This is a genomic window from Collinsella sp. SGI.095 (assembly GCF_050314535.1).
Classification (GTDB): Bacteria; Actinomycetota; Coriobacteriia; order Coriobacteriales; family Coriobacteriaceae; genus Collinsella.
Genome location: NZ_JBNPNG010000012.1, coordinates 1 through 25,435, shown reverse-complemented (window position 1 = coordinate 25,435; position 25,435 = coordinate 1). Strand labels below are relative to the sequence as shown.

Annotated in this window: 21 protein-coding genes and 1 other RNA gene; 7 read left to right on the top strand and 15 right to left on the bottom strand. The window is 60.2% G+C overall.

Going from position 1 to position 25,435, the window contains the following annotated elements:
* The first annotated feature begins 389 nt into the window (after positions 1-389).
* The 6 genes from ACQRCA_RS05785 (at position 390) to ACQRCA_RS05760 (ending at position 7,755) form a co-directional block, all read left to right on the top strand.
* Positions 390-1,262: a methylenetetrahydrofolate reductase gene (locus ACQRCA_RS05785; RefSeq protein ID WP_427719432.1), complete on the top strand. Its 873-nt coding sequence runs from the start codon at positions 390-392 to the stop codon at positions 1,260-1,262.
* Positions 1,262-2,050: a hypothetical protein gene (locus ACQRCA_RS05780; protein ID WP_427719430.1), complete on the top strand. Its 789-nt coding sequence runs from the start codon at positions 1,262-1,264 to the stop codon at positions 2,048-2,050. The genes ACQRCA_RS05785 and ACQRCA_RS05780 overlap by 1 nt, the downstream gene beginning before the upstream one ends.
* A 9-nt stretch (positions 2,051-2,059) precedes the next feature.
* Positions 2,060-4,618: a homocysteine S-methyltransferase family protein gene (locus ACQRCA_RS05775; protein WP_427719428.1), complete on the top strand. Its 2,559-nt coding sequence runs from the start codon at positions 2,060-2,062 to the stop codon at positions 4,616-4,618.
* 108 nt (positions 4,619-4,726) lie between these two features.
* The gene (locus ACQRCA_RS05770) at positions 4,727-6,091 is read left to right on the top strand and encodes a PFL family protein (protein ID WP_427719427.1); all 1,365 of its coding nucleotides are present in this window, start codon (positions 4,727-4,729) and stop codon (positions 6,089-6,091) included.
* A gap of 319 nt (positions 6,092-6,410) precedes the next feature.
* Positions 6,411-7,298 (top strand): methyltransferase domain-containing protein, encoded by an 888-nt coding sequence (locus ACQRCA_RS05765; RefSeq protein ID WP_427719425.1) that lies wholly within the window; start codon positions 6,411-6,413, stop codon positions 7,296-7,298.
* A 157-nt stretch (positions 7,299-7,455) separates the two neighbouring features.
* On the top strand, positions 7,456-7,755 hold the full coding sequence (locus ACQRCA_RS05760) for a YhbY family RNA-binding protein (protein WP_427719424.1): 300 nt from the start codon (positions 7,456-7,458) through the stop codon (positions 7,753-7,755).
* A 61-nt stretch (positions 7,756-7,816) separates the two neighbouring features.
* Here ACQRCA_RS05760 and ACQRCA_RS05755 read toward each other — a convergent pair whose 3' ends face one another.
* From ACQRCA_RS05755 to ssrA, 8 genes are all read right to left on the bottom strand, one after another.
* Complete coding sequence (locus ACQRCA_RS05755; RefSeq protein WP_427719423.1) at positions 7,817-10,813, bottom strand: AfsR/SARP family transcriptional regulator; 2,997 nt, start codon at positions 10,811-10,813, stop codon at positions 7,817-7,819.
* A 539-nt stretch (positions 10,814-11,352) separates the two neighbouring features.
* On the bottom strand, positions 11,353-12,081 hold the full coding sequence (gene nagB, locus ACQRCA_RS05750) for a glucosamine-6-phosphate deaminase (protein WP_427719421.1): 729 nt from the start codon (positions 12,079-12,081) through the stop codon (positions 11,353-11,355).
* A gap of 272 nt (positions 12,082-12,353) precedes the next feature.
* Positions 12,354-12,821 (bottom strand): PTS sugar transporter subunit IIA, encoded by a 468-nt coding sequence (locus tag ACQRCA_RS05745; protein ID WP_427719420.1) that lies wholly within the window; start codon positions 12,819-12,821, stop codon positions 12,354-12,356.
* A gap of 101 nt (positions 12,822-12,922) precedes the next feature.
* The gene (gene glmM, locus ACQRCA_RS05740; protein WP_427719419.1) at positions 12,923-14,260 is read right to left on the bottom strand and encodes a phosphoglucosamine mutase; all 1,338 of its coding nucleotides are present in this window, start codon (positions 14,258-14,260) and stop codon (positions 12,923-12,925) included.
* A gap of 123 nt (positions 14,261-14,383) precedes the next feature.
* Positions 14,384-14,779 (bottom strand): 30S ribosomal protein S9, encoded by a 396-nt coding sequence (gene rpsI, locus ACQRCA_RS05735; RefSeq protein ID WP_022094634.1) that lies wholly within the window; start codon positions 14,777-14,779, stop codon positions 14,384-14,386.
* A 2-nt stretch (positions 14,780-14,781) separates the two neighbouring features.
* The gene (gene rplM / locus ACQRCA_RS05730; RefSeq protein ID WP_427719417.1) at positions 14,782-15,225 is read right to left on the bottom strand and encodes a 50S ribosomal protein L13; all 444 of its coding nucleotides are present in this window, start codon (positions 15,223-15,225) and stop codon (positions 14,782-14,784) included.
* A 157-nt stretch (positions 15,226-15,382) separates the two neighbouring features.
* Entirely contained in the window at positions 15,383-16,261 is an 879-nt protein-coding gene (locus tag ACQRCA_RS05725; protein WP_427719415.1) for a patatin-like phospholipase family protein, read from the bottom strand.
* Between the two features lie 552 nt (positions 16,262-16,813).
* Positions 16,814-17,177: a transfer-messenger RNA gene (ssrA, locus tag ACQRCA_RS05720) on the bottom strand.
* Between the two features lie 239 nt (positions 17,178-17,416).
* Here ssrA and ACQRCA_RS05715 point away from each other — a divergent pair.
* Positions 17,417-17,851: a hypothetical protein gene (locus tag ACQRCA_RS05715; protein WP_427719414.1), complete on the top strand. Its 435-nt coding sequence runs from the start codon at positions 17,417-17,419 to the stop codon at positions 17,849-17,851.
* Positions 17,852-17,910: 59 nt separating this feature from the next.
* Here the strand turns inward: ACQRCA_RS05715 and ACQRCA_RS05710 are convergent, their stop codons facing one another.
* From ACQRCA_RS05710 to ACQRCA_RS05680, 7 genes are all read right to left on the bottom strand, one after another.
* Entirely contained in the window at positions 17,911-18,426 is a 516-nt protein-coding gene (locus tag ACQRCA_RS05710) for a type II toxin-antitoxin system VapC family toxin (RefSeq protein ID WP_427719412.1), read from the bottom strand.
* Positions 18,423-18,776, bottom strand: coding sequence for a hypothetical protein (locus tag ACQRCA_RS05705; protein ID WP_427719410.1), 354 nt, complete (start codon positions 18,774-18,776; stop codon positions 18,423-18,425). The genes ACQRCA_RS05710 and ACQRCA_RS05705 overlap by 4 nt, the downstream gene beginning before the upstream one ends.
* 145 nt (positions 18,777-18,921) lie before the next feature.
* Positions 18,922-19,344 (bottom strand): hypothetical protein, encoded by a 423-nt coding sequence (locus ACQRCA_RS05700; RefSeq protein ID WP_427719409.1) that lies wholly within the window; start codon positions 19,342-19,344, stop codon positions 18,922-18,924.
* An 817-nt stretch (positions 19,345-20,161) separates the two neighbouring features.
* Entirely contained in the window at positions 20,162-21,838 is a 1,677-nt protein-coding gene (gatB, locus tag ACQRCA_RS05695) for an Asp-tRNA(Asn)/Glu-tRNA(Gln) amidotransferase subunit GatB (RefSeq protein ID WP_427719408.1), read from the bottom strand.
* A complete protein-coding gene (gene gatA / locus ACQRCA_RS05690) occupies positions 21,838-23,352 on the bottom strand; it encodes an Asp-tRNA(Asn)/Glu-tRNA(Gln) amidotransferase subunit GatA (RefSeq protein WP_154518578.1) in 1,515 nt (504 codons plus the stop codon). The genes gatB and gatA overlap by 1 nt, the downstream gene beginning before the upstream one ends.
* The gene (gene gatC / locus ACQRCA_RS05685) at positions 23,352-23,663 is read right to left on the bottom strand and encodes an Asp-tRNA(Asn)/Glu-tRNA(Gln) amidotransferase subunit GatC (protein WP_035136890.1); all 312 of its coding nucleotides are present in this window, start codon (positions 23,661-23,663) and stop codon (positions 23,352-23,354) included. Before gatC ends, gatA begins: the two co-directional genes overlap by 1 nt.
* Before the next feature lie 293 nt (positions 23,664-23,956).
* Positions 23,957-25,243 carry an MFS transporter gene (locus tag ACQRCA_RS05680; RefSeq protein ID WP_427719406.1) on the bottom strand — a complete coding sequence of 429 codons (1,287 nt, stop codon included), beginning with the start codon at positions 25,241-25,243 and terminating at the stop codon, positions 23,957-23,959.
* Between the last annotated feature and the right edge of the window lie 192 nt (positions 25,244-25,435).

The following is a 25,435-nucleotide window of genomic DNA, read 5'->3' as shown; positions in this document are numbered from 1 at the left end:
CGTCGCGAAACTAATCAATGAGGTTACCGCATCGCGGCGATGTTGCCACCCTCAACAGCCAATCAACTGTATAAATTGCAGACCTCTCCGCATGGTTTAAGGGTAGTCTTTTTGGGACGGGGCTTTTTTAGCTGCCCTATTTAAAAATGGTCTCAAGCTTTGGAGGCGCCGGATTGGGTAGCTAAAAAAGCCCCGTCCCAAAAAGACTACCCTGCGTACCTGGTTGATGGGGTAAAAAAGCTCCAAATTAGCTACGCTGTTATAGGGAATGCCGATAGCGAAGCATCTTCGATTGATATTTCCAAATAGCGAGTAAAACTCCACCGTAGCGCAGCGGTACTGTAGAATCCTTACAACACATCACGCTAATGTATCTAAAGGAGCACGATATGCGCGTCGACGAGGTTTTTAAGCAGGCAGCATCCCAGGGCACCACGCCCGTTTCGTTTGAGATGTTCCCGCCCAAGGGCGAGCTTACCCTCGACACGGCTCGCGAGGTGGCTGGCAATCTGTGCAAGCTTTCGCCGAGCTTTGTCTCGGTCACCTGCTCGGCCGGCGGCTCGGGCAACGGCTCCGCCACCGCCCCCATCGCGCATATGATTACGGGCGAATTCGATACGCCCTCGGTGGCGCACCTCACCTGCGTTGGCCGCACGCATGCCGATATCGCTGCCAAGATCGACGAATACCGCTCCGCCGGCGTAGAAAATGTGCTGGCTCTGCGTGGCGATCTTCCCGCCGGCGCGAGCGAGGATGACAAACCCGCCTCGGACTACGCCTACGCCCGGGACCTCATCCCCGAGCTCGTCGACGCCGGCTTTTGCGTGGGCGCCGCAGCCTACCCCGAGGGCCACATTGCCTGTGAGAATCTCAACCTCTCGGTCGAATACCTCAAGCAAAAGCAGGACGCCGGCGCGAGCTTCTTTGTGACGCAGCTCTTTTTTGATAACGAGTGCTTCTACCGTTTTCGCGAGCTTGCCGACAAGGCCGGTATCACTGTGCCCATTACCGCGGGCATCATGCCGTTTATGGGCAAGTCGCAGATCAGCCGCATGGTCTTTATGTGCGGCGCGTCGCTGCCCTCCCCCGTCATCAAGATTCTCGCCAAGTACGAGAATGACCCCGAGAGCCTGCAGGCAGCCGGTGTAGATTATGCCGCCCGCCAGCTTTGCGACCTTAAGGAGCACGGCGCCGACGGCCTGCACCTGTACACTATGAATCGTCCTGCGATCGCCGCAACCATTATGGAGCGCCTGGGGTAATGGAAAAACCGCACATCGATACAACCGCTGTCGAAGTGCCGGCCGACCTTGCGTCGCCGGCGCTCTACCGTATCGATGATGCCCACCATCCCCGCGTCGATCGTGCCGAGATGCTGCGGTATCTGGGTTACGGCGGCCAGCAGATTGAGCCCGAGCTGTCGCAGCGTATTGAGCTTGTCGTTGAACGTTTGGAACTGGACATTGAGCCCCGTGGCGTGCGCCGCGTATTTGCCGTCGATGCCATGGGCGTGGACGAGCAGGGAGAGCCCAGCATCCGTCTGGTTGGAACCAGCGTTGAGTTGCGCGGTCGCGATATCTATCGACATCTCAAAGACGCCCGCTTTGCCGCGCTCATGGCATGCACCCTCGGCATGGATGCCGAGCGTCGCCTGCGCACCACGGGAGCCCAGCAGCCCCTAGAGGGAGCCGTGCTCGATGCCGCGTGCTCCGCCTATGTGGAAGCTGCCGTCGAGCAGATGGACCAGCAGGTCAAGGCTGCGGCCGCCGCACACGGACTCGCCGGTAACTGGCGCTTCAGTCCCGGCTACGGCGACTGCCCGCTTACGGCTCAGCGTTCAATCGTGGCTGCACTCAACGCCACGCGGCTCATCGGGCTTACCGTCACACCTACCAGCCTGCTCATGCCCACCAAGAGCGTGACCGCGGTGATCGGCCTGTTTGACGGCGAGGTCCACGACGCCCAGAGTCGCCCCACCTGCAATATCTGCCGCATGCGCGAGCACTGCCGCTTCCGCGCCGCCCACACCACCTGCTATTCCAGCCATTAGGAGCCCCCGATGTTTACTCCGCTTATCACTCATGATCTGGACGGCGCCGCGCTGGCGGCGCCCGTTGATGCCTCACGCCGCAAGGGCGCCACGTACAAGACGCGCACGATCGACGACCTTTACATTAAGGACGATCGCCTGCGCGCCGCCATCGAGGGCACGGGGCACCTGCTGTTCGACGGCGGCATGGGCACCATGCTGCAGGCGGCCGGCATGAAGGCCGGCGCCCTGCCCGAGCTGCTCAACTTTGAGGAGCCCCAGGTCATTACCGATATTCAGCGTCAGTATGTCGAGGCCGGCTGCGATGTGATCACCGCCAACACCTTTGGCGCCAACGCCCACAAGCTCGACGGTGCCGCCACCGTGGCAGATGTCTTTGCCGCCGCCGTCGCCTGCGCCCGCGCGGCCGGCGCCCACTACGTCGCCGGCGACATCGGCCCCATCGGCGCGCTGCTTCGCCCCTTGGGTACCCTCAGCTTCGACGAGGCCTATGACCTCTTTGCCGAGGAAGTGCGCGCTGGCGTCGACGCGGGTGTGGACCTCTTTATTATCGAGACCATGACCGACCTTGCCGAGATCAAGGCGGCGGTCCTTGCCTGCCGCGAGAACTCCGAGCTGCCCGTCTTTGCCACCATGACCTTTGAGGAGGACGGCCGTACCTTCCTGGGCACGAGTCCCGAGGTTGCCGCTATCACGCTCGACGCCATCGGCGCCGACGTCCTGGGCATCAACTGCAGCCAGGGACCGGCCGAGCTCCGAGGGCTCGCCGCACGCATGCTCACCGTTACCGACAAGCCCGTTATGGTGCAGGCCAACGCGGGACTCCCCCACGTGGACGACGACGGTAACACCGTCTTTGACATCCAGGCCCCCGAATACGCCAAGGCCGTCGCCGGCATGATCGCCGACGGCGTGAGCGTCGTGGGCGGTTGCTGCGGAACCACGCCGGCGCACACGGCAGCGCTGCGCACGCTTATCGACAACCACACGCCCAGTCCGCGCCGCCGCAAGCCCAGCATGTCGGTCACAAGCGCCCAGACCGTGGTGGACCTCCCCTGTGACGGCCACAAGATCGCCGTCATCGGCGAGCGCATCAATCCCACCGGCAAAAAGCGCCTGCAGCAGGCCCTACGCGACGGCGACCTGGACTACGTCGTAAGCCAGGGCATCAGCCAGCAGGAGCAAGGCGCCGACATCCTGGACGTCAACGTGGGCCTGCCCGAGATCGACGAGGTCAAGATCATCCAACAGGCCACCGAGCAGCTCCAGGGTTCCACGCTGCTGCCGTTGCAGATCGACTCCACCGACCCCGCAGCCGTCGAGGCTGCCGTGCGCCGCTACGCCGGCAAGCCCATCATCAACTCGGTCAATGGCAAGCAGCAGATCATGGATGAGATCTTTCCGCTGGTCGCCCATTACGGCACCAACGTCGTCGGCCTCACGCTCGACGAAGGCGGCATTCCCGATACCGCCGAGGCTCGCTTCGCCATCGCCGAGCGCATCGTGGCCGAGGCCGCCCGCTACGGCATCGGACCGGACCGCATCCTCATCGACTGTCTGGTCATGACCGCCTCGACCAATCAACGCCAAGCCGAGCAGATCCTGCGCGCCATGTCCCTGTGTAAGGAGCGTCTGGGCGTCAAATGCGCGCTCGGCGTGTCGAACATCAGCTTTGGTCTGCCCGCCCGCCCGCTGCTGGGCTCGGTCTTTTTGGCCGCCGCCTTCGGCGCGGGTCTGGACGCTCCCATCATGAACCCGGGCTCCAAGCGCTTTATGGATACCGTCTACAGCTATCGCGTCTTGAGCGTTGAGGACGAGGGCTCGACCGGATACATCGAGCGCTACGCCGGCTGGACCGATCCGTACAAGATCGCCGCGAACCCGGCGGCGGCTCAGACAGTATCGACCGACACTGTGCCCGCCGCTGGCACCGACGGCACCGACGGCAACGACGACCCGATTCGTCGCATGGTCGTCTCGGGCCGCAAAGGCGAGATTGCGGCCGAGACCGAGCGTCTGCTGGCAGACCACGACGCCATGGACCTCATCAACAAACACTTTATCCCCGCCCTCGACGAGGTTGGCGTCCTCTTTGACCAGGGAAAGTTCTTCTTGCCGCAGCTCATGGCCTCGGCCGAGGCCGCGCGCGTGGGTTTTGACACCATCAAGCGCCTGATGCCCGCCGGCGAGATTGCCGACAAGGGCAAAATCTGCGTGGCCACCGTCAAAGGCGACATCCACGACATCGGTAAGAACATCGTCAAGATGCTGCTCGATAACTACGGCTATACCGTCTTTGACCTAGGCCGCGACGTCGACCCGCAGGAGGTGCTCAAGACCGTACGGGAGCGCGACATCAAGCTCGTCGGCCTCTCGGCGCTTATGACCACCACGGTCGTCGCTATGGAGGAGACCATCAAACTGCTTCATGCCGAGGTGCCGGGCGTCAAGATCATCGTAGGCGGCGCCGTGCTCACCCCCGAATACGCCAAGCAGATCGGCGCGGACTACTACGCCAAGGACGCCGCCGAAAGCGCTCGTATCGCCGAAGAGGTCTTTGGGCAGTAACACAACGGAAACAACCGAGCACCAAAACGTGCCGCATGCGCCACTTGGCACGTGCGGCACGTTAGAATAGACAAGACTATGCTCGTTTTGGCAGATAGGAGTGCAAGGATGGCGATCACGCCCGCAGAAATCGCGGAAACCCGCGGCATGGTTGAGGAGCAGAACCTCGACATCAGGACCATCACCATGGGTGTTTCGCTCATGGGTTGCGGCGACGAGAACCTCGACCGCATGTGCACGAAGATCTACGACCACGTGACGCACACGGCTGAGCATCTGGTCGAGACCGCCGAGAACCTCGAGCGCGAGTACGGTATCCCCATTGTCAACAAGCGCGTTTCCGTCACCCCGGTGGCGCAGATCGCCGCGTGCTGCAAGGATGAGGACCTCACCCCCATCGCGCATGCCCTCGACCGCGCGGCCGAGACGCTCGGCATCGATTACCTGGGCGGCTTCTCCGCACTCGTCCAGAAGGGCATCGGCGACGCCGACCGCCGCGTCATCCAGTCCATCCCCCAGGCGCTCGCTACCACCAGCCGCGTCTGCTCCAGCGTCAACGTCGCCAGCCTGCGCGCCGGCATCAACATGGACGCCGTGCTCATGGCGGCTCAGACCATCATCGATGCCGCCAAGCTTACGGCAGATGAGGATTCCGTCGGTGCTTCCAAGTTTGTCTGCTTTGCCAACATGGTCGAGGACTCCCCGTTTATGGCGGGTGCCGTTCACGGCGGTGGCGAGGCCGACGCCGTCATCAACGTAGGCGTCTCGGGCCCCGGCGTTATGGCCGCAGCCCTGGAGAAGCTGCCCGATTCCGCATCGATGATGGAAGTCGCCGAAAAGATTAAGCAGACCGCCTTTAAGATCACCCGTGCCGGCGAGCTCATGAGTCGCGAGGCTGCCCGTCGCCTAGGTGTCGAGAAGGGCATTGTCGACCTGTCGCTAGCGCCTACGCCTGCCGTCGGCGACTCCGTCGCGCGCATCCTCGAGATCATCGGCGTGGGCACCTGCGGTGGCCCCGGCACGACCTGCGCGCTCGCCATGCTTAACGATGCCGTCAAGAAAGGCGGCGTCATGGCCAGCTCCAGCGTGGGCGGCCTCTCGGGCGCCTTTATCCCCGTGTCCGAGGACGCCGGCATGATCGCCGCCGTCGAGGCCGGCGCGCTTTCGCTCGAGAAGCTCGAGGCCATGACCTGCGTGTGCTCCGTTGGCCTGGACATGATCGCCATTCCCGGCGACACCCCGGTCGAGACTATCGCCGGCATTATCGCCGACGAGATGGCCATCGGCGTCATCAACAATAAGACCACGGCCGTGCGCGTGATCCCCGCCATCGGCAAGGGCGTGGGCGACTGCGTCGAGTATGGCGGCCTGTTTGGCCGTGCGCCCATCATGCCGGTGAACCCCAACGCCGGCACCGTGCTTGCCCACCGCGGTGGACGCTTCCCGGCGCCGCTGAACTCGCTCAAGAACTAGCAGGGAGTTACAGGGCGAGGAGCCCCGGTGAGGGCAAATAGATAAGGTCGCCTGCTCGGACAGTCCTGACTCGCACGGAGAGCACATTAAGTGCTCTCCGGCTCGTGCGGAACTCGCGATCGACCTTATATATTTGCCCTCACCGGGGCTCCCGCACAACGGGACCTCAGTTGGGTTCTATCCCGGTTGCAGTTGCTTCGCTCCTGCACCACTTGGCTGGTGCGGCGGCTTGGCGTTGGAACGGTTCTTTTTCTGATATATGCTTGTTGCGGCTCTTCTTTTGGGAGGGGCCGCTTTTTTGTTGTAAGGGGGATGGCCCGTGGCTGATGGTGTAATTCAATCTGAGCTTCTTTCTGCGGATTGGAATGGCGAATGGATGCGTCTACAGGCTGCTCGGCGGCGGGCTGATGATTCTTTTGAGTGGGATAAACGTGCTCGGCATTTTCGTCCACTGGAGACTGCCCCCTACGCCCGAGATTTTATAAAGCTGCTGGCGCTTGAGCCCGGCGAGTCGTTGCTCGATATGGGGTGTGGGGCTGGGTCGATTGCTATTCCGCTTGCTCAGGCTGGACATCCCGTGATTGCCGCTGATTTTTCCCCTGCTATGTTGGGCACGCTTGATGCTGGCATTGAGTACTATGGGCTCGAGGATCGCATTACACCGCTTGAGCTTGCTTGGGATGATGACTGGGATTTGGTTGGACCGGTCGCGAAAGCGGTAGATGTTGCCTTTGCGAGTCGCTCGGTTACTACGAACGACCTAAAAGGCGCGCTTGCCAAGCTCGACCGTACGGCTCGGCGGCGTTGTGCTGTCACGATGGTCGCCAACTCCAGCCCGCGCTATGACCTGCACGTGATGAATGCCATCGGCGCCTCGGTTACCCGTAGCAATGGTTTTGTGTACGCCTTTAACATCCTTATTCAGATGGGTGCACTACCGCAGGTCACGTATTTTGAATCGCCCCGTCGTGACACCTTCGATAGCCTCGAGGCCGCCGTGGCAGACCTCTCCCGTATGCTCGAGCATGGCAACGAGGATAAGATCGATCGTCTGCGCGACTATATCGCCCAACATATGATCGAGAACCCCCATGCCGGCGAGCCGGGATCCAAGGGCGTGCCGCAGGGACGTTACATGCTCGACCACATCCGCAAGGTCCGATGGGCGTTCATCGCCTGGGAGCCGGTCTCTGCGCCCCGACCGTAGCCCATCTAAAGTATGCATCGTCTACCCGCCCGGCATCCGCATTCTTTGCGAACTGGCAAACGCGCTCCACACCGCGCCGTTCCTGCGCTATCGTGGGACAGCTCACGTAGATTAAGGCCCCATCGCGGGGCGCCCCATACATAGAAAGCGAGATCCCATGGCACTGACAGGAGCCCAGGTCAAGCAGCTTCGCAGCATGGCCCATCACCTCAACCCCGCCATCATCATCGGTAAGTCCGATGTCAACGAGGGTACCGTCGAGCAGACGGTCGCCTACCTGGAAAAGCACGAGCTCGTTAAGTGCTCCGTGTTGGACGGCTCCAGCCTTTCTGCCCGCAAGGCCGCCGAGGAACTCGCCGAGCGCTGCCACGCCGACGTCGTTCAGGTTATCGGCCGCAAGTTCTCGCTGTATCGAGAGTCCTCGCGCAAGGATATCGAGAAGATCAAGCTCGTCTAAGGGCCGATCGGTTCACACAGAGCAAGCCTGCGGGCGTCCGAATGATGCGGGCGCCCGTTTTTTATCGCTCAATGAACGGTCGGTTGACCCTGCTTTCGACCAGACGCTCGTAGAGACGCTTGGTCTCGGGCTCGGGAACGCCTGCGACCTGTTCCTTAAGATGATGGATATGCCCGCTATAGAGCTCGACGATATCGCGGCGTCTCCCCGCCGCTCCGTACACGCGCATGGCGCATCGCACCATGTCCTCGCGTGCGGTCTCCTGACGTAGCCCCGCTTCTACCAGCCAGATTGCCGACTGCAGGTCGTTTTCTTCCAAGGCAGCGCTTGCTCCCACAATCATGCAGTCGATAAACTTCGACTGCATGATGCGGCGCATGCGCAAAAAGTACGTCGGATTGCAACCGTTGGGGATATACAGCGGTCCGGCATAGAGCTGTTCGATCTTAAGACACAGCTCGACCAGGTGAGGCCCACGCACTCTTGTGCGATTACCCAAAATCTCGCGGCTTATCTGCTCAAATAGCTTCACATCGGTCTTAACGTAATCCCTGTTGAGGCCAAGGCAGTCGTTTTGAATCAGGACGCACGACTTGCCATCTGGCGTGGGTCCCAAAGCGGATCGTAAGCGTGACACAGTCGAATACAAGTTGTTACGGGCGCTACTGTACTCGGCATGTGGCCACAGTTCCATAGCCAAGGTCTCGCGATCGACAAACGAATCGATACCCAACGCAAGCCGCTCGGCAAGCGTTGCCGCTTTCTTACGACGCCACATCTTGTCTGTGATGGGAAATCCGTCGCGCTCGGCACGAAACGCGCCAAACATGCGAATCTCGATATGATCGATAGCGTCGACGGGTTCGACCTCGCCGACCTGGAACAGCCGCTCGCTCTCTCCCTCCAAATCGTCGCGCAGCGAATATCGCGATAGCTCACGCACCGGGAGCTTCTTTCGAATCTTGGCAGCAGGCTCGCCCAGGCAATGCATCGCAAGGCGTGCAAACAGCCGATACGCTGGCTCCAGAATCCCAGAACGATTCATAGACATCCAGGCGGCAAGATCGCTGTCACGGCCCGCAGACGCCAAATGCAGCGCTACGACCCAAGCCTCCGCGCCGCCGACTTGTGTCCGACTTAGGTCGAGCAGCTCTGCCTCTTCTCGTACCGACACCATCGACGTATTGCGAAGGCTTGATGCACGCTCCAACAGCAACGCGTTGTCGCGCATGTATGCGATCGACTCGTCAGCAAGCTTGAGCACCTGGACCGCGCGGAACTTCGCGTTGACCGGGCGCCCCTCGGCGAGCGCCTGCCAGCCTTCGAGTAGCAGGCCAAACAGCTGGATTTGATTGTCACGCACGCGCACGGCAAAGCGATCGAGCTCATTAAACGCCGTATCGTCAGTCATTGGCAGGCCTGCAAGTAGACGCCGTGCCGCCAGCACCATACGCACCCAGACAGCCGGTGCCTTAAGCCCACGAGCATCGAGTGCCTCCCGTGTTCGAGACATCTCGTCGTCACGCTCATCGATTCCCATAAAGGACCCATCGAAGAGCTCCACCAACATCCGATCTGCCCGTATGAGAATCTCTGCAATATCGAGTTCGCAATCATATACCTTGTTCGCCTTGAGTCCCGAAAGTGCTGCGCCGTCTTTCGCCTGTTCGGTCAGCCGGCTCTTAACCTCGATATGCGCCGACAGCATATCGAGCGCAGCACAAGATGCCTCATTTTTTGGAAGAGCAGGATTGGCTGGAAGCCCAAGCTCGCAATCTCCATAACAGACGACCGTAAGCACCTGAGCGACTTTCCAAGAAACCAAATCAATCTCGCGGACCGACTGTGCGCTCGCATGTTCGACAATCGAGGCCATATACCGGGCCAGTTTAGTATTCGAAACGCTTACCGCCGCCAAATAGACACCAAGTGCCTCGGTGGGCGTCGGCTCCAACGCGGGCTTGTCGGCATCCGTCGTCCTCAGTACCGCGCGACAGACATCCCCTCCATGCCCAGTCAGAGCCAAATCGACACCATACTGTCCAGCAAGCTCAAGGACGGCGTCGCGATCCAAAAAGGCATCTGCCAAATCCATCGCAGCATCGCATCGGCCCGCCTTGAGCAGAATGCGTGCCGCGCGCATAACGAGCTCTGGACGAATTTCCGCAACCATTTTTCGTAATCTCAGGCGCGCGTTATCCTCGGTGCCCATACACGTAAAGCTTCGGTCGACCGGATCGACACCAAAAATCGGATAATCACGAACAAGATAGGACTGATCGATCATGGAGAGCCTGACACCGCATGCCTCAAGTTCCGCAATCTTGCCCTCGCCCATCAGGGCCATCACGCACGCCACGTTAAATAGGGCGCCGTTATCGATTGATGCCATATCGGCAAGTGCCGCACCGTATACGTTGACAATCTCGTTTTCGAGCAAGCTGGCAACGTCGCCCTCTCCGTACAGCCCCGTCTGCATAGCCGAAACCAACTCGGGAACACCCTGTGTGAGCTGGTAAAAATCGAGCGACGTGCTAATCGAGAACGCCGATGCCCAGGCCGAATACTCATAGGCATGCACCTTGAGCATCTGCGCATTGATCTTGACCGAGTCACCCAGCCCGCGAATCAACTGGCGATTTGAGGGGCGGCAGGTGACAAAGACCCCGATCCCCATAGTGCGCAGGCCTCGAATTCGATCGATAAGCTCCTCGGTATCTTGCTGATCGAGGTTGGGGACGTTATCAATCGCAATCAACGATCGCGGTTTGTCCTCAAGTTCATCTGTGACCACTTCGAGCTGCATAAACACCTCGCGGGCAATCGCGCGGTCAGCCTCGATGATTCGTACCAGACCGCGCGTCGGGTCGCTTTTGACTTCCTGAGTGTACTGAAGCAATATCGATGTTTTCCCAAACCCATCTGGTGCATAGAGCAACACAATGCCCGCCTTGCGGCCCTTGACAATCAACTCGCTCATCAGGCGATCACGTCGGACCATATAACCTGTGCCCAACGGCGCCAATTCGAGATCGTCCGTATCGTTCAGCCCGTTCATCATGCTCGCTCCTTACCTCGGCCACATGGACACCGTAATCGCAAGACAGCCCAAGCCATCCCGTAAATCGAACGACGCAGAGTTTTAGGTTGTCTTTCGGTTCGCATTTGGCAAGTTTTTGTTCAGCGAGCGCCGATTGAAACTTCTCCCCCAACCAACCGGTCTTTGCGCAGGTCAATGCGCTTGCCAGCATGTCCCACTCATTTGGCAGTGTAACGCAATGGGGCTTGTAATATTTTGTTGCGCAACTCGCCTACGCGCTGCTACCGTTTGCGACTCATTAGTAGCATTTTTGAATAGACTATGCTAGAGAATGCATCACGCTATACGAGGCACCACCGTCAAGCTTTTGGCAAGCTAATGTTATGCACACCATAAAGTCCGCGCTCATTCTGGTTCCGCTGGCAGATATTGCGGACGGACGCAGTATAAGGGCTCATGAGTCTATAAGCTAGCCGCCATCCCGCATATGCATAATAAAAAAGGCCCCCGCAGAACGGGAGCCTGTAACAAAGTAATAACAAATCGCTCGGATTGTACTACTCGCAGAGCGAAAGGGCAGCCTCGTCGGCAACGACGACGCAGTTGGTGTGCAGCTGCAGGATCGAAGCCGGGCACTCGGGCGTAACCGGGCCATAGCACATATCGTGCACAGCCTGAGCCTTGGCCTCGCCGTTGGCGACGACCAGGATCATGCGGGCATACATGATGGTCTGGGTACCCATGGTGTAAGCCTGGCGGGGAACGTCGTCGATGCTATCGAACAGGCGGCTGTTGGCCTGAATGGTGCTCTCGGTGAGGTCGACGCAGTGCGTACCCTTGGAGAAGTGGTCATCGGGCTCGTTGAAGCCAATATGACCGTTATTACCAATGCCGAGCAGCTGCAGATCCGGGTAACCGGCGGCAGCGACGATCTTATCGTACTCGGAGCAGGCAGCGGCGGCATCGGGGTTGGAGCCATCGGGCACGTGCGTGTTATTCAGATCGATGTTGATGTGATCGAAGAAGTTCTCGCGCATGAAGTAGTGATAGCTCTGGGGATCATCGTGCGAAAGGCCACGATACTCGTCCAGGTTATAGGTGCTGACCTCGGAGAAGTCAATATCGCCCTTCTTGTACCAATCGGCGAGCTGCTTGTAGGCGCCAATAGGAGTGGAGCCGGTAGCAAGACCGAGTACGCAATCGGGCTTAAGGATAACCTGCGCCGAGATGATATTGGCAGCCTTGCGGCTCATATCCTCGTAGTCTTTAGCTTTAATGATCTTCATTACGCATCCTTTCTCGTAGAAGAGAGGCAAGGCTCCCCTTACAAGCACTTGCCCGCGGCCTGCGTCGGCCGCAACCAACGTGTGCGGCCACCAGGGCGAGGTCGCGTAATGTATGTATCTCGTGTCTAGCCGCGTCGAGGCCCCTGCCCGTCCACGGTGACCCGAAGCCTTTTGGCCTCGGACAATTTCCATCTTGCCACGGAGGGCGCCCTCTTTCAAGGGCGCCCTCCGTAAACGTGTTTGAATTGTAGGCCAAAGGGCAAGCGAACGAGTTAGCGCTCGCGAGCGACGATGAGCTGATCCATCTCCTCGACATGCTCGCCAACGGAGCCCTTGATGCTCGAGAACTCAACAGAGTTGCACACCAAAATGGGAACCGTCACATCGTAGCCCTCGGCCTCGATTGCCTCGCGTTCAAACTCGATAAGCACATCGCCCTTATGGACGATATCGCCCACCTGTGCATGCACGGTAAAGTGTTTGCCCTCGAGCTGAACGGTATCGAGTCCAACGTGGATTAAAACATCCAAGCCATCGACCGTGTTGAGCGCAACGGCGTGTCCCGTTGGAAAAATCGCCTCGATCTTGGCATCCGCAGGTGCAATCACGCGCGTGCCCGTAGGCCGAATGGCAACGCCTTGGCCCAAAAGGCCAGTGGCAAACGTCTGGTCGTTAACCTCGGAAAGCGGAATGACATCGCCCGAGATGGGAGCATCCAGCGTAAGGACCCGACCACGCATACCAAAAGACCTTAGGACTTTAGTGAACATGCTCCCCCTTGGACATACCAATAATCAAAACCAGCTTTACAAGTTTACCACTTGGCATTGGTTTTTGACCATTAGGGAAGTTCGCGCTTGACAACCTCGACGATGTCGTCAACGACGCGCTGAGTCAGCTCGTGCGTCTCGGCCTCGGCCATCACGCGAACCAGCGGCTCGGTACCGCTCGGGCGCACCAGAATGCGGCCGCGATCGTTAAGCTCCTTCTCGGCGGCAGCGACAGCGTCCCAAATGGGCTGGCAATCGTCCAGACCGGCCTTGTTGTCGGAATGCACGTTGACGAGCACCTGCGGGTACTTCTTCATGATGCCGGCAAGGTCGGTGAGGGTGCGGCCAGTGCGCTTGAGCACGGCCAGCAGCTGCAGCGCCGTCACCAGGCCATCGCCGGTGGTGTTGTGCTCCAGGAAGATGATGTGGCCGGACTGCTCTCCACCGATAACGGCGCCGTCCGCGAGCATGCGCTCCAGCACGTAGCGGTCGCCCACGGCGGTCTGCACCATCTCAAAGCCCTGTTCCTTCATAGCGATGGAAAAGCCCAAGTTGCACATAACGGTCGAGACGATCTCGGAGTTGGCGAGCTTGCCGCGAGCGGCGAGGTCAGAGCCGCAGATGGCCAGGATGTAATCACCATCGATCTCGTTGCCCTCGCTGTCCACGAACAGCACGCGATCGGCGTCACCGTCGTGGGCCAGGCCGATGTCGGCGTGGGTGCGCAGCACGAGCTCGCGCAGGGGCTCAAGATGAGTGGAGCCGCACTCGACATTGATGTCGGTGCCACAGTAGTCGGTATTGATGGCGTGGACCGTGGCGCCCAGACGCTGAAGCGCGGCAGGCGTGGTCTGGCAGGAAGCACCGTGACCGCAGTCAACGGCAACGACCAGGCCGTCGAGCCTAAGGCCGTCGAGGGTGCTGATAGCGTGGTCGACGTATGCCTTGCGAGCATCCTTCATCTTGATGATGTGGCCCACACCGGCGCCGGTAGGCAGCGTGTCGGCAGCCATGGCCTCCTCGGACATGACCCAGGCGCTGATCTCTTCTTCAACGGCATCGGGAAGCTTCATGCCCTTGCGGCTAAAGAACTTGATGCCGTTAAACTCCGGCGGATTGTGCGAAGCGGAGATGACGATGCCGCCGTCGAGGTCGTTTTGGACGGTGAGCAGCGCCACGGCCGGCGTAGGGATAACGCCGCAGCAGTGCGGGCGACCGCCCTCGGCCATAATGCCAGCGGTCAGAGCACTCTCGAGCATGGTGCCCGAAAGACGCGTGTCACGGCCGATGCAAATGTCCGGACCAAGGAACTTGGTCGCCGCACGGCCAAGGCGAAACGCGAGGTCGCACGAGAGGTCGGCGTTGGCGACGCCACGGACGCCGTCGGTGCCAAAGATGTTCTGGGGCATAGGATCGCTCCTTCCCAAGTGGGCAAAACGCACTCGCCCACCCTAGTCGAAAAAGAAAAACGGGACCCGCCGAGCAATCGGCAGGCCCCGCTTGTACATTGTATCTCGTAAGGAGATAAAACCTTAGCGCTTGGAGAACTGGGGAGCGCGGCGGGCCTTCTTGAGGCCGTACTTCTTGCGCTCGACCACGCGAGCATCGCGCGTAAGGAAACCGGCCTTCTTGAGGTCAGCACGGTAGTCGCCAGCGTTCAGAAGAGCGCGAGCGATGCCCAGGCGCAGAGCGCCGGACTGACCGGAGATGCCGCCGCCATCGCACAGAGCGATAACGTCGAACTGACCGGCGGTATCGGTCACCTTGAAGGGAGCAAGGGCGTTCTCAACGAGCTGATGACGGCCGAAATACTGCTCGGCGTCACGCTTGTTGATGGTCACCTTGCCGGTGCCGGGGACGAGACGGACGCGGGCGACGGCGTTCTTACGACGGCCGGTACCCTGGTAGACAACGGTGTTCTCAGCCATCTTTAAGCCTCCAGCTCAATCTTCGTGGGGTTCTGGGCAGCATGCGGATGCTCGGCACCAGCGTAGACCTTAAGCTTGGTCATCTGGGCACGGCCGAGGGTGGTCTTGGGCAGCATGCCGCGAACGGCGCGCTCGATGACCTTCTCCGGGTGCTTCTCCATAGTCTGGTGGAAGCTCTCAGCCTTGAGGCCGCCGTTGTAGCCGCTGTGGCGATAATAGGTCTTCGTGTCGGCCTTGTTACCGGTAAGCTGGACCTTATCGGCGTTGATGACGACAACGAAGTCGCCGCAGTCGCTGTTGGGCGTGAACTGGGGCTTGTTCTTACCGCGCAGGATCATTGCGATCTGGGTGGCAAGACGGCCCAGGACAGCACCATCGGCGTCGACGAGAACCCAGTTGCGCTGGACCTCGCCCTGCTTGGCGTAGTGAGTCGATTTCGAAATCACTTAGACTCCTCCATGTACAGTACGTGTTGTTACAGAGATTCACGGGGCTCTGCAAGTAACCCGTCCATATTACCCCGCCCGTCGCCCGAGTCAACAGGTATTTTGGCTCTGACCAGACTTTCTGCACATGTCGTCCATCGGTAATGATGTCGCGACGCTAGCGCTCGACAAATGCCTTGATATCACTTAGCAGACGCTTTGCCTCCTGACGACCCTGAATATACAGGTCGAGAAGCTTTGCCGGATCGTGCTCGACGTGACCGACCTCGACAGGCTTTTGCGGGGCAACGACCAGCGCGCGGCCCTCGCGCTCATACTTCCACAGATGCATGCGCTGGATGTTATAGCGGTCGTGGCGCGTCTCGATAGCCTCGAGCAGATAGGGGTAGTCGGCATAGCGGGCGCGTGCGGCAGGCATAAACTCGTAGGGCTTTTTCTCGTACGAGCGGTCCTGCGTGACAATGACAACCGCGCGATCGAAGCCGGCCTCCTCCAGCACGTGCTCGATGGGGACCGAATCGGCTACGCCGCCGTCGACGTATTTGTGCCCGTCGATCTCGACCGGCGGCGTCACCAGCGGCAGCGACGTCGAGGCGCGCACGGCATCGAGGTCGAGCACGGCGCTTTTGACCGGCAGGTATGCAGCGGTTCCAAAGAGCATGTCCGTCGCGACGGCGTACATCTCGATGGGGCTCGCGTCGAATGCCTCGTTATCAAAGGGATCCAAGCGGTCCTGGACATCGTTGAAGATGAAGTCGTAACCCACGATGGAACCCGTGGACGCAAACGATGCGGCGCCCATGAAGCGGTTGTCGTTGCAGAAAGCCAGGTTGATGCGGTTGGCACGACCGATCTGGTGCGACTTGTAGTTCACGCCGTTGAGGGCGCCGGCCGATACACCGTAGACAGCCGGAATCTCGACGCCAGCCTCCATGAGGACGTCGAGCACGCCCGCGGTAAACTGCCCGCGAAAACTGCCGCCCTCCAAGACGAGCGCGACCTTGCCGGCGTTCTTTGCCTTATCTTCTGCCGTCATGTTGACCTCCTACTGTTTCGTTTTGGCCTTCTTCTACCCAGTTTTGAGATGGCGAGCGCATGGGTTTTGGAGTTGAGTAGGACGGGGCGGCTGGCGGAAAGCGCGTCCCGTTCTGGGGGGCGATTCCGGGATGGACTTTCCGCCAACAACCCATCCGGAAAATGCATCCCATTCTGAGCGTAGATTCTGGGATGCAACTTCCGCTTGAGGCGTCAACGTGAGCAGTCAATTTGGGACGGGGCTATTTTAGCTGCCCTTTGACTGTCGACGAATTATTGGGGACCGGAACTAATATCGACTGGCTTATAGGGGTAGCTAAAATAGCCCCGTCCCAAATTGACTACTCCACCTTGTAGAGGCTTTGCGCGGAGAATCCGCGTATTTGCTTCGCAAATCCGCACCGGCTTCGGCCGCCTGCCGGCGTCCTCGCCCGCGGGCTAAAAACGCTTACGCGTTTTCTTTACGCCCGCGCCCTGCATAGAGTTCGATTCTCCGCGGTATCTATAAGTAAAAAAAGCAGGTAGGTGCGTTTACCTACCTGCCTGTAGCTATTGGTGGAGGCGCGGAGAATCGAACTCCGGTCCACGAAAGCCCCCTGATTGGCATCTCCAAGCTCAGTCGCTGGTTTAGTCTCGGACGCTTTGCGCGCAGCGACACGCTCGCGGCATCCCAACCGGTTCGGTCTTAGCCCGCGCCATACCGATTACGTGCGCGGGAGCATTCCCCTAACATGACGTCGCGCCGGTGTCGGGGAAATCACCGGGTTGACGCGCCGCTATAAACTAAGCAGCGAGAGCCATAGGCTCAAAAGAAGAGTTGTTGTCAATTCAATTTGACGGTACCCCTATTTAACGAGGCGAGGAGACCTCGGCTTGCTTCCTCTCTCAGAGCTATCGTGTCGAAACCAGTCGCCCCCGAATGTTGGGAAAGTCTGGATGGTATCGGGCCTGCAAACACCCGATAACCGTCGACTTTTCAAGGAACACGCGGGGTGAACCCCGCTCGTGGATAGCTATCTTACCACGTTCTAAAGGCAGACACCTGCTCTATGCACGAGCTGTGAAGACCCTAATGTGCGCCATACTTCGCATTTTTGCCACTGAACGTGTCACGTATATTTTCGCCAAGCAAAATTGACCCGTCGAAAGGACCGTTATGGATACCAAGCAGCAACTCGTCAATGCCCTCGCAGGCCTGGGCTCAACCATTACCGAAGCCATGGATGTCATCGAAGGCTTTGTCCCCTGTGGACATCCCGCCCTCACGGTATCGAACGCCCTTGTTGCGCTGGACGCTGACGATGATGCAGCTCTCGCCCAGCAGTTTGAGACCGTCGCGGGCTTTATCGACCACGTGAGCGAGAACCGCGGCGTGGCCGCCTACCACGGCATCGAGGTCGAGCTCGCGGGTCCCAAAGCCGATCTGCTCGCAGCAATCCGCGAGGTAGGCGCCCTTATGCAGACCGCAGGCGTCAAGAACACCCAGGTCAACGAGTGGGTCTACCGCAGTCTAGCAGCACTAAACGATTCCGACGAAAAGGCCGCCGAGAAGCTCGTCGAAGCTCCCGTCATCAAGGCAGCGCTTTTGTAATTAAAGGATGCGTGGCCTTCTGAGCGCCGACGTTCCGAAGGCCACGCAAACAGTTCGCGCTAACCGATAGCCGCGCCACCACGTTCGGCCAAAGCTAGAATCGGCATCATTTGGCGCGGGGTCTTTGCTGCAAGATCGGCATGTTCGAGCAGCTTGCGATTGTTGGTCACCAAGTAATCGATCTGCGCGCGCTTGCACGCGGCGAGTACCAAGTTGTCCTCGTAATCGCGATGGAGCGCTAAGTATTTGTCGGCCAGCCAAAGGCCCGATGCATCTGCACCCACGGCCGTGGCGTTTTCGGTCACGTTCCGAACAAACGCCAACGCCGCATCGCCAATTGCACGGACAGATGCCTCGTCGAGCGCTCCCCCGCCGGCAAGAACGCTACGCTTCAGCTCGTGTTGGACAACGTACAGCACGTCCTTGGCGATATGCACCGGAAAGAACAGCAATGCCCCCGCCTCCGTCGCCTGCCCAATAAACGCACGCGCGGCAAGCGACTCGCTATGGTCGGCGCAAAACGAATCGACCCATACGTTGGCGTCCACCATGATCTTAAGAGGGCCTCCGCTCACAGGATCATCCCCTTTTGGCGATAATGCTCATCCATGGCTTCGGGATAGACTGTGTCCCAATCGCGATCGTCGGATACGGGCGACGTAGCGATGCCCAGGTCCGCGTAAAGCTGATCCGCCGCCGCCCATGATGCGACAAACGGCGAGGTGGCACCAGCACTAGGCGGCTGGTCGTCAACGGCCGACAACACCTCTTCGCACGAACCGCCACCCTGCGCAACCTTGGCCACCACCTTTTTGATGAGCTCGGGCAGTGTCCCGCCCGAAATCCGCAGCGCCTCCTCGGCACGGTTCTTGACCTGGCGATCCACGCGAACGTTCACCTGCGCCATGCCGCTAGCAGCACCCACGTCGATCTCGCGCCCTTCAATTGCTAGCCTCGATAGCAACACTATATAGAGACGCTATCAATTGGGGTCAAATACAAAAGGCCTGCATCCGGACGACACCGATGCCGTCTGGGCGCATGCCAGATAACGTGGGCAAACACGTCTCCTAACGCAGATATGCCTTCGCGTTGCTCAGGCTGTAGGCGATTGTCGAGCCGTTGTGCAGCAGCAACGATGCCTGCGGGGCAATCGCGCCGGTAATGCCCAGTACCAAGAGCGCCGACTTGGTGAGCATCACCTTAGAGTAGGAGCTCGTCAGACGATCAACGAGGCCCTGGCCCATACGGCGCAGGCGCACGATCGCAGCAAGATCCGTATCGGTCAAAGTGCGCGGAACCGATGATGGCGCGACGCCCTTCGATGGACGAAGCGATGCCGTGCGCCACGATGTACTCGACGGCAGCATGCCGCACGCGATGCCCTGCACGCAGGCATTCTTTACCGGAGCGCTGGCGAGCAGCTTGATGCCAGCCGTACCAAGCAGAAAACCGCCACCGACAAGCAGGGTGTTAAACGTCGGCTTCTTCATGTTGCTTCTCCCTTTTGCCGCATTGGACACGGCACGGTGCCTCAGCACCCGAGTGAATAAGTTTGCATGAGCACACTTTTGGAAAATCATTTAGTTTATCTAACTATTAAGGTCAAAAATGGTTAACTTTCTGGAAATCTTAGGGTGCAGACCGGCCGACTTTCGACAATCCGTCTGCCACAACGTACATCTCCGGCATCCAAGAAAGACTCTCCCCCGTCCCAGCAAATCGAGGTCTAATACTTTTCCCGAGAAGTGAACGAGCAAAATCGGACCCCTGAAGCATCCGCATTTTTTAGTAACAAAACCGCAGGGAAAATTCGGCAAAACCGCAGGAAACAGCGTCCAAATAGTGTCGATGCTTCAGAGGTCCAAATAAGGTCGTTCACTTCTCGGGAAAAGTATTAAGCTTCGCTTTCCACAGCCCAAAAATGTGACCAAGGGACCGTCCCTGCGCCACATCCACAAAAAAATGAGGGTGCCAACGGCACCCTCATTCACCAAATTCCATTTAGCCCCGCCTGACCTGAACGGCTGAGTCGCCACGGAACCCGGGAGCCCGGCAGGGCGGGCGCTTGCTCAAAATGAGTTCCCTTCAAAAACAATGGGCGCGCCAACGGCGCGCCCATTCACTCTATTTCCATTCAGCCCGACTGACCAGAACGGCCGAGTCGCCACGGAACCGAGGGGCCGGGCGCAGGGCCTTGCCTCTCAATGAGTTCCGCACGAACAGGAGGCGCCAGTGGCGCCTCCGTCGTGAGTCAGGACTGTCCGAAATTGAGAGGCAAGGCCCTGCGCCCGGCCCCTCGGTTCCCGCTTACGAGAGCGAGGTTCTCAGCAACTCGTTGAAGAGCTTTGGGTTACCCTTGCCGCGACTCGCCTTCATGCACTGGCCCACCAAAAAGCCGATGACCTTCTGGTTGCCGTCACGATACTGCTGTGCCTGCTCGGCACAGTTTGCCAGCACCTCGTCCACAATCGGCTGCAGCGCGCCGGCATCACTCACCTGACGCATACCGCGCTCGTCGACGATCTTGTTGGGGTCGTCGCCGGTCTGGGCCATGGCCTCAAAGACCTCGTGAGCCTGGTTGGAGCTGATGGCATCGGTCGCCAGCAGCTTGGCAAGCGCTGCCACCTGAGCCGGCGCGATGCCGGACTCGACGAGCGACACGCCCGCGCCCTTAAGGTAGGCGATCATCTCGTTCACCAGCAAGTTTGCAACCGTCTGGGCCTCCTTGCCAGCCATACCGGCAGCGGAGGCCTCAAAGAACTCAGCAAACTCCGGGTCGCCGGCGATTTGCTCGGCATCGGCCGCCTTAATGCCAAAATCGGCCTCAAAACGGGCGCGCTTGGTATCGGGCAGCTCGGGAATCTCACCTCGGCAGCGATCGATGAACTCGTCGTCCAGATCGAACGGCGCCAAGTCGGGGTCGGGGAACAGACGATAGTCGTCGGCCGTCTCCTTCACACGCATGACCACGGTGCGCTTGCGGCTGGGCTCCCAGTGGCGGGTCTCCTGATAGATAATGCCGCCCTCCTCGAGCACCTCGGCCTGGCGGCAAATCTCGTAGGCAAGGCCGTCGTGCAGGCTCTTAAACGAGTTGAGGTTCTTGAGCTCGGTTTTGGTACCCAGCTTGGTCTCGCCGCGACGGCGCAGCGACACGTTGCCGTCGCAGCGCATAGAACCCTTCTCCATGGAGCAGTCCGAAATGCCCAGCGTCACAAAGATGCGACGGAGCTTTTCCATAAACAGGCGAGCCTCCTCAGGCGTACGCAAGTCGGGCTCAGTCACGAGCTCAATCAAAGGCGTACCGCAGCGGTTGTAGTCGACGAGCGACTCGGCCGCGGCGGTAATGCGGCCCTCGGCGCCACCCACGTGGACCATCTTGGCGGCGTCCTCCTCCATGTGGATGCGAAGGATGCGGATGGGCACCGTGTAGGAACCGTCCTCGCGACGCTCGGGCATCTGCAGGTTGGACGCGTCATAGCTGGCCAGATGGCCGGCACGCTGATTGCCCTCGCGCATGGTCGACGTCATGGACGTGGACAGGCCCTCGGCGTTGGCCGAGGCGCTCGCCAGGCTCTGGGCCTCGGCCTCGCCAAACGCGCAATCGGGGCGCTCTGCAGCGCCGCGACCAGTCACGTCCAGGTCCAGGTGACCGTACATGGCAAAGGCAACCGGACCCTGCGTGGTCTGGAAGTTCTTGGCCATATCGGGATAGAAGTAGTGCTTGCGGTAGAACATCGAGTGGCGCTGGATCTCGCAGTTGGTGGCGAGGCCGGCCTTAACGATGCTCTCGATGGCGCGCTTGTTGGGCACCGGCAGGGCGCCGGGCAGGCCCAAGCACACCGGACACACGTTGGCGTTGGGCTCGTCATCGTGGCTGAGCTTGCAGTTGCAGAACATCTTGGTATCGAGTGCGGTGAGCTCGGTATGAATCTCCAGGCCGATCACGGCCTCCCAATCCTGCAGGACCTCGGAAAGCTCCTTCATTACAGCTCGCCTCCCTTCCCGGCAAAATCGGGTGCGACGGAAAGCGCGGGCGCACCCGTGGCGGCATCGGCAAAGCCGCGCTCCAGGGCGCGGGCAAACGTGAGCAGCTGACGGTCCTTAAACGCCGGACCCACCAGCTGGGCAGAAACGGGCAGCTGAGTATCCTCGCCCAAGCCCAGCGGCACCGAGATACCACCGTTGCCGCAAATGTTGAGCGAGATGGTGTACAGGTCGGAGAGGTACATCTGCGTGGGGTCGCTGATCTCGCCAAACTTAAAGGCCGTGCGCGGCGAGGCGGGCATGAGGATGGTGTCCACCTTGGCATACGCGGTGTCGTAGTCCTGCGTGATGAGCGTGCGGGCCTTTTGCGCAGCGTAGTAGTACTTGTCGTACACGCCCGAGCTCAGCAGGTAGGCGCCGAGCATCTGACGGCGCTTGGCCTCGGCGCCAAAGCCGTGGGCGCGCGACAGCGAGCTCTGGTCGGACAGGTTGGCGCAGCCCTCCTCCTGATAGCCGTAGCGAATACCGTCGAAGCGGGCCAGGTTGGAGAACGCCTCGGCCGGGCCGATGACGTAGTAGGCGGCGATGGCGGCATCCAGGTGCGGCAGGTCGACCTCGACCAGCTCGGCGCCCTGGTTCTGCAGCTCCTGGGCGGCGCGCTGAACAGCGGCCTTGACCTCGGACGTCAGGCCCTCGGCCTCCATAAACGCGGGGATGATACCCACGCGCTTACCCTCGATGCTGTCGTTGAGATGCTCGGTAAAATCGACGGCGCAATCCTGGCTGGTGCAGTCGTAGGGATCGTGGCCCGCGCCGGTAAGCGCGTTCATGGCCAGCGCGACATCCTCGACCGTGCGGCCGAAGGGGCCCACCTGGTCGAGCGACGAGCCAAAGGCGACCACGCCGTAACGGCTCACGGCGCCATATGTGGGCTTAAAGCCCACCACGCCGCACAGCGACGCCGGCTGGCGAATGGAGCCGCCGGTGTCCGAGCCCAGCGAGAGCGCGACCTCGCCCGCGGCGACGGCGGCAGCGGAGCCGCCCGAGGAGCCGCCGGGCACGCGCTCGGTATCCCAGGGGTTGTTGGTGCGGTGGAACGCCGAGCTCTCGGTGGAGCTGCCAAAGGCAAACTCGTCCATGTTGGCCTTGCCCATGGGCAGGCAGCCGGCATCGAGCATGCGCTGGACGCAGGTGGCGGTGTAGACGCTCTGGTAGTTCTCGAGCATGCGGGAAGCGCAGGTGGTGCGCGTGCCCACAAGGTTCATGTTGTCCTTGATGGCCAGCGGCACGCCCGCGAGCGGGGGCAGCGGCTTGCCCGCGGCACGATCGGCATCCACGCGCGCGGCGGCCTCGAGCGCAAGCTCGGGCGCCACCTGCAGGAATGCCTGGACCCCGCCCTCGCGCGCCTCGATGGCGGCAAGGGAGGCCTGGGCCACCTCGGTAGCGGTAAAGTCGCCCGCGGCAACGCCCGTGGCAATCTGGACAGCGGTAAGGGAATCGAAGCTCTGCGCCATTACTCGCTCTCCCCCTCTCCCAAAATGGACGGCACGCGGAAGTAGCGGTCGCGCGCGCTGCCGGCGTTTTCGAGCGCGACGTCGAGCGGCAGGTCGCGCTCGGGCTCGCGCAGGTCATCGCCCATCACGTTGGACAGGCTTCCGATGGGATGGAACGTGGGCTCCACGTCGGGCAAGTCATATTGCAAGACGGGCTCGAGCATCTGGACGGCATCGTTCATGTAGGACGTCATCTGGGCGAGCTCGTCATCGGTCAGTGCGATCTTTGCGTACTCGGCGATACCGCGCACGTCTTTCTCGCTGAGTGCCATAGGCGCTCCCTTCCGCATAACAGTTAAACCGCTCTAGTATACAAGGCAACGCCGGCTTGGAGCAGGCGCTTTACCCAAATGCAGCGAAAACGTAACGAGGGCAGCGGTTGGCAGGCGGCGGGCCGGCGGTTCTGCAGCGAAACCGCACCGTCCATAGCGAAAACCACCACAAAGGTGCCTGGCCCCGTTGTGGTGGCCGGATCCGCAGGATGGCATGACCCGGGGCGCAAACCGTCACAACATGCGATGTTTTACGGCTAAATCGCGATTTTCATCGAATGTTGTGATGGTTTTTACTGCTTTGCGGCACGATCCAAATGCCAGTGTCCAAACAGCAGCAGTGCCGCGGGAACCGCCGTCACGACCATACCCGCCCCGATGAGCGTCTGCTGCACGCCAAACGTCGCCGCCAGCCACGGGGCAATCGCCAGCGGCGCCACGCCGGCGAACATGTTGCCAAAGCCCATGACCGAGTTGACGCGACCGAGCTGTTCGAGCGGGGCCGTCGTTTGCACGATCGTGTTGTGGAGCGGGTTGACGACGCCCCAGGCCACGCCCAGGGCAATCTGGCCGACGAGGGCTACGCCCACGTACGGCGTCCCCACATAGAGCAAACTTCCCAGGCCCACGGACAGAAGCGCCACAAGCAGCGTCTTAAGGTTGACCAGGTGCGGCGGCAAGCGGAGCGCGACCACGGCGCCCAGCACCGCGCCCACGCCGCAGGCGGACGAGAGCCAGCCCATCCACTCGACACCGACATGCAGAACATCACGGTAGAAGAATGACTCCAGTGGATCGAAGGCGCCATAGCCAAAGTTCGAAAGGAAAATAATGCAGAACAGCAGGGCGAGGACGCTGTTGCTAAAGACTGTCTTGATGCTGGTCACGAAGGTGACGCGGGTGGATTTATTGGAGTCGGAGCTTTGAATGGCAGTACTTGCCGTTGTGCTGCTATCCACGGGAGCACTTTCGCGCGCGGCGACGCGACCTGCTTGCGGCCTAAAGCCCCAACCGGCGACGAGCGCCAGTACGGTAAAGATCATCATGAGCAAAAACACCGCGTGTGACGATGCAGCCGCCGCGACAAAGCCGCCCAGTGTGGGGCCGACGATAATGCTCACGTTGGAGAGCATGGCGATGGCGGAGTTGATGTCTTTGAGCTCGACGGGGTCGTCGGTGAGATACGCCGGATAGGACGTGGCGACGGGCTGGGCGAATCCTATCACAAAGCCCAGGAGCACCGCGCCGGCAAGGACTGTTCCGGTCGCGCTGCCACAGGCGAGGATTGCCGCGCCGGTTGCCAACGTGCCGAAGATACTCGCCCGGAAATGCCGGCACGGACCCCAAGCGTCAAGCGCCGCTCCACCCGCAAAGGATCCCAGGATCACGAAGACGTTCATAAACAGGACGGCCAGCGATGTCGCAACGACCGAAGCGCCGTCCGCATAGGTGAGTGTTCCGATAACACCGATAAAGTAGCTGGTCTGAAAGCCGGTATATATGAGAAAGCGCATTGCCACCAGGTGCTTAGCCTGCGCGGACAACGAAGGGTGAGGTTTTGAGAGAAGAGATACGAGCACGGAGACTCCTCGTTTCATACGAATACGGGCGGTGGACATTCGTCGCCGTCTGTCAAATCAATCTATCCGCATGAAACATTAGGGACGCATCAGGACCCTTCTCTCCGTTTTTCGCCCGTCATGAACTACTTGGTAGATTGTAAGGCATGTCACAAAAATCTACCAAAGCAAAAACCACCACAAAGGTGCCTG

Excerpts from the sequence above, each read along its gene's own strand:
- ACQRCA_RS05785 (WP_427719432.1), top strand. The coding sequence starts at position 390 with ATGCGCGTCGACGAGGTTTTTAAGCAGGCAGCATCCCAGGGCACCACG.
- ACQRCA_RS05780 (WP_427719430.1), top strand. The coding sequence starts at position 1,262 with ATGGAAAAACCGCACATCGATACAACCGCTGTCGAAGTGCCGGCCGAC.
- ACQRCA_RS05775 (WP_427719428.1), top strand. The coding sequence starts at position 2,060 with ATGTTTACTCCGCTTATCACTCATGATCTGGACGGCGCCGCGCTGGCG.
- ACQRCA_RS05770 (WP_427719427.1), top strand. The coding sequence starts at position 4,727 with ATGGCGATCACGCCCGCAGAAATCGCGGAAACCCGCGGCATGGTTGAG.
- ACQRCA_RS05760 (WP_427719424.1), top strand. The coding sequence starts at position 7,456 with ATGGCACTGACAGGAGCCCAGGTCAAGCAGCTTCGCAGCATGGCCCAT.
- ACQRCA_RS05755 (WP_427719423.1), bottom strand. The coding sequence starts at position 10,813 with ATGAACGGGCTGAACGATACGGACGATCTCGAATTGGCGCCGTTGGGC.
- nagB (WP_427719421.1), bottom strand. The coding sequence starts at position 12,081 with ATGAAGATCATTAAAGCTAAAGACTACGAGGATATGAGCCGCAAGGCT.
- ACQRCA_RS05745 (WP_427719420.1), bottom strand. The coding sequence starts at position 12,821 with ATGCGTGGTCGGGTCCTTACGCTGGATGCTCCCATCTCGGGCGATGTC.
- glmM (WP_427719419.1), bottom strand. The coding sequence starts at position 14,260 with ATGCCCCAGAACATCTTTGGCACCGACGGCGTCCGTGGCGTCGCCAAC.
- rpsI (WP_022094634.1), bottom strand. The coding sequence starts at position 14,779 with ATGGCTGAGAACACCGTTGTCTACCAGGGTACCGGCCGTCGTAAGAAC.
- ACQRCA_RS05725 (WP_427719415.1), bottom strand. The coding sequence starts at position 16,261 with ATGACGGCAGAAGATAAGGCAAAGAACGCCGGCAAGGTCGCGCTCGTC.
- ACQRCA_RS05715 (WP_427719414.1), top strand. The coding sequence starts at position 17,417 with ATGGATACCAAGCAGCAACTCGTCAATGCCCTCGCAGGCCTGGGCTCA.
- ACQRCA_RS05700 (WP_427719409.1), bottom strand. The coding sequence starts at position 19,344 with ATGAAGAAGCCGACGTTTAACACCCTGCTTGTCGGTGGCGGTTTTCTG.
- gatB (WP_427719408.1), bottom strand. The coding sequence starts at position 21,838 with ATGAAGGAGCTTTCCGAGGTCCTGCAGGATTGGGAGGCCGTGATCGGC.
- gatA (WP_154518578.1), bottom strand. The coding sequence starts at position 23,352 with ATGGCGCAGAGCTTCGATTCCCTTACCGCTGTCCAGATTGCCACGGGC.
- gatC (WP_035136890.1), bottom strand. The coding sequence starts at position 23,663 with ATGGCACTCAGCGAGAAAGACGTGCGCGGTATCGCCGAGTACGCAAAG.